General features: G+C 32.7%; 4 protein-coding genes. All 4 read left to right on the top strand.

The annotated features are described in order from the left end of the window. Positions 1-124: 124 nt before the first annotated feature. The 4 genes from ACFQ1M_RS10060 (at position 125) to ACFQ1M_RS10045 (ending at position 3089) form a co-directional block, all read left to right on the top strand. Positions 125-1012: a hypothetical protein gene (locus ACFQ1M_RS10060; protein WP_386407763.1), complete on the top strand. Its 888-nt coding sequence runs from the start codon at positions 125-127 to the stop codon at positions 1010-1012. A gap of 161 nt (positions 1013-1173) precedes the next feature. After that, positions 1174-1518 carry a DUF3024 domain-containing protein gene (locus ACFQ1M_RS10055; protein ID WP_386407760.1) on the top strand — a complete coding sequence of 115 codons (345 nt, stop codon included), beginning with the start codon at positions 1174-1176 and terminating at the stop codon, positions 1516-1518. Between the two features lie 109 nt (positions 1519-1627). Further along, positions 1628-1954 carry a UPF0158 family protein gene (locus tag ACFQ1M_RS10050; protein WP_386407757.1) on the top strand — a complete coding sequence of 109 codons (327 nt, stop codon included), beginning with the start codon at positions 1628-1630 and terminating at the stop codon, positions 1952-1954. Positions 1955-2084: 130 nt separating this feature from the next. Then, positions 2085-3089 carry a DUF2971 domain-containing protein gene (locus ACFQ1M_RS10045; RefSeq protein WP_386407754.1) on the top strand — a complete coding sequence of 335 codons (1005 nt, stop codon included), beginning with the start codon at positions 2085-2087 and terminating at the stop codon, positions 3087-3089. Positions 3090-3323 lie beyond the last annotated feature (234 nt).

The following is a 3323-nucleotide window of genomic DNA, read 5'->3' as shown; positions in this document are numbered from 1 at the left end:
TGGCCTGTCACTTTTCTGAAAATTCCAGCGGAATTTTCACAGGTTCGCGATTGTTTGCTAAATTGGGTGCCAAACAACGCAACGGATCATACACCCGGCCGTTGGGCTTCATTAAAAATAACGAATGACAGAATGGTTTAACAATTTAGATGTAAAACTACAAGTAATAATAATTTCTAGCATTACTTCCTTGACAGTATTTATGCTCGGATGGTTCTTCAAGGTTGTTTACGACAGGTTCTCCTTGACGCACAAAATGAAAAAGGAATTTGAGTTCGAACAACGAAAAAAACTCAAAGAAGAAATTGCTAAAAACAAAACCCACTTTCTGAATTCAATTGAGTCTCTGAATCATAGAATGTGGAATTTCAGCCAAAATGTCGACAAAAATTGGCATAAAATATCGAAAGAAAAGTGGTTTGAAACAGATGACCAATACTACATAAACAGCTTTGTTTACCGATTCTTATGCTTTTTACATTGGACTTTAAAAACTGAAAAAGACACTATATCAGTTGACACCACGATTGCCGACAAAGAAGATGTTCTCTATTTGAAGTGGGTTAAAACGTTCAAAGACATTTTTACAGATGCTGACTTACTGCAAGAACTCAATTATGATAACACGAAGAACACGAACCATTTCTACAAGAATGATTTAATCGGGTACAGTAAATGGGTAGTCTTCAACCATGCAGTAATCGATTTTGACGAGTTTGAAACAAAACTTCAATACAATTACGAACCGCTTGAAAAAGTAATTGAATACTTCACTCAAATAGAAGGAACTAATGATGACAAGAATTTAAATGTTCTCAGATGCTATCACCTTTTGGCTATTCAATTTTTGAACGATTATGGACATGATTACCAAAAGACAGATGATAAGAAAATCAAACGAATAACTGACCTGTACAAAGGTAAAATCAAGATTAAGACAGGATTTGAAGAATTCGTTAAGAAGAGTAAGCTCGAAGATGAGATGAAAAAACCGATTAGAAAAATAAAGTAACGAAAGCCCAACAACACCTATACGCAATGCGGCGAAAGTGCTGATATGAAAGTAATTGCATTAAATAAACTAACTGCTAAACGGAAAGTGAAGTGCCTTGAAATCCCGCACTACGCATAGCCGAGACCGTTGTGCGCAAGCTTGAAAAACATTGTGACTGAATGAAAAACACCACGATTGACATAAATGAATTAACTATAAAAACGTTTGTTGAATCATTACGTCCAGAAGATATAGAAATACGAAAGCAACTTGATATTGGTTATTCCTATGACGGAAAAACAATAACACTATTCGAAATTAGACCTGTCTGGAACAATCCAAGCGAAATACAAAATATTGAGTTTGCCAAAATTAGATTTTATAAGTCAAGACGAGAATGGAATCTTTATTGGATGCGTGCAAGCGGAAAGTGGGAACTTTATGAACCATTTCCAAAATCGACCTATTTAGACAAAATAATAGAAGTAATTAAAGAAGATAAATACGGATGCTTTTTTGGATAATACTGAACTAAATATAATTAAAAGAATTGCGCAGGAATTGGATTGCGGATTTGAATGTTTCTATAACATCAGAACCAGCGAAATAATAACGGTTCCAAATTTTGGGCAAATGATGGACGAAGATGATTTTCGTGATGCTTTTGATGATGAATTGAAAAAGGTAAATCAAAGCAAAACGGATTTTATCAAATTTGAGGTTTTGGAGAGCTTTGAGTCGTTTAAAATTATGGAACGATTTGTTGCGGAATTAACTGATAAAAATCTTCAGTTAGAATTGAAAAGCGTTTTAGCGAATAAAAAACCTTTTCAGAATTTTAAGCATATAATTGACCATTCAAATTTTAGACAAAGCTGGTTTGATTTTAAACAAAAAGAACTTGAAAAAAGAGTGGAAACGCAATTAGAACGTGAAAAGCCAGCGCACAACAATGTATAAAAATAATAGCGGTTTTATTGCTAAAACGAAAGTAAGTAAATATAAAAAAGGTCTGTGTTTAAACGAAAAGCTAGTGTTTGTAAATCCGCTACTATTCTTATACTAGACCGTTGGCAACAAGCTGAAAAAAATGAGTGAATACAAATACGGAGACAGAACTTATAAATTAACAAACGGGAATTACGATGTTGACTTACCCGATGATATTAAAATACCAGAATCAGTATTTAAATACTATGGAAAAACAAGTTATAGTATAGATGCAATAATTAACAACTATCTATTCTGTAGCCATCCTTACCATTTGAATGATTCAATTGATAGTTCTAGTCTTCTGTGGGACTTTTCAAACTTATCAAAAGGAATATTCGAAAAATTCTATAAACAATTTGGATTTGATAAGGTAATGGATATAAACTATGAGAAAGAAAAAGAGAATGGTTTTGTTCCTATAAAACAAAGATTTTTTGAAATGGCTTCCAAAAATGCTGGAGTTATTTCTTTAACCACAAACGCTTTACAAACTCTAATGTGGGCTCATTATTCGACAGAAAGTGGATTTATGATTGAATTAGACTGGAAGGAGATTAAAGACAATTTAAAAGCGTTAAACCCAAAACTGAACAACTACGCTTTTTTTCCAATACAATATGTTGACAAATTAGAGAGTATTGATTTTTTTGGTAATGGTTTTAATTCACCTGATATCCCTTACCTATATTCAACTGCGGTAAAAAGAAAGGATTGGAAATATGAAGATGAATGGAGATTAATGACTTATACTATGGATTATGGTGTTCCAAATTCTATAAGAGGTCCTTTTCCTGATATACCAAGTCAACACGAAAGAAAGTTATATTATCCTAAAAAAGCTATAAAATCAATTGTTTTAGGAAAACACTTTTTCAATGCTTCAAATCTAAAAAAAGTGATTGATGATAAAACCTATCAACTCAAAACTAATTCCGATTTAGATTTTGTCAACTTTCTAGAACAAAATTATAATGACCGAATTTATTTCTGTGGAGAATATCAGAATGGAACCGAATTTAAAAGAAGTGCCGAAAAAGTACATTTTGAAAAAGTAGATTGGAATACAATTCAAATGATTAGAGAAAATAAAGTTTATGTATAATAAAAGCCAGTTGCCAACAATGGCTATAAGTAATTGCTTGTTCTCGCCTACTTCTGAAAATCCTCACGGATTTTCAGTTCGATGTTTACTTGCAAAGTTAAGTCCTAAACCACGCAACTACTCATAGCCGAGACCGTTGTGGTGCATTGCGAATGAATAGAAAGATTAAAATATGTGATGAATGCGAAAGTGAATACTATTCTGACACTTCCAAAATGACAAAAATGTGTCCGG

It is taken from the genome of Sungkyunkwania multivorans (genome assembly GCF_042675645.1).
Taxonomy (GTDB): domain Bacteria; phylum Bacteroidota; class Bacteroidia; order Flavobacteriales; family Flavobacteriaceae; genus Sungkyunkwania; species Sungkyunkwania multivorans.
This window is presented reverse-complemented; position numbering and strand designations above follow the sequence as displayed.

Coding starts and splice junctions, on each gene's coding strand:
- ACFQ1M_RS10060 (WP_386407763.1), top strand. CDS start 125: ATGACAGAATGGTTTAACAATTTAGATGTAAAACTACAAGTAATAATA.
- ACFQ1M_RS10055 (WP_386407760.1), top strand. CDS start 1,174: ATGAAAAACACCACGATTGACATAAATGAATTAACTATAAAAACGTTT.
- ACFQ1M_RS10050 (WP_386407757.1), top strand. CDS start 1,628: ATGATGGACGAAGATGATTTTCGTGATGCTTTTGATGATGAATTGAAA.
- ACFQ1M_RS10045 (WP_386407754.1), top strand. CDS start 2,085: ATGAGTGAATACAAATACGGAGACAGAACTTATAAATTAACAAACGGG.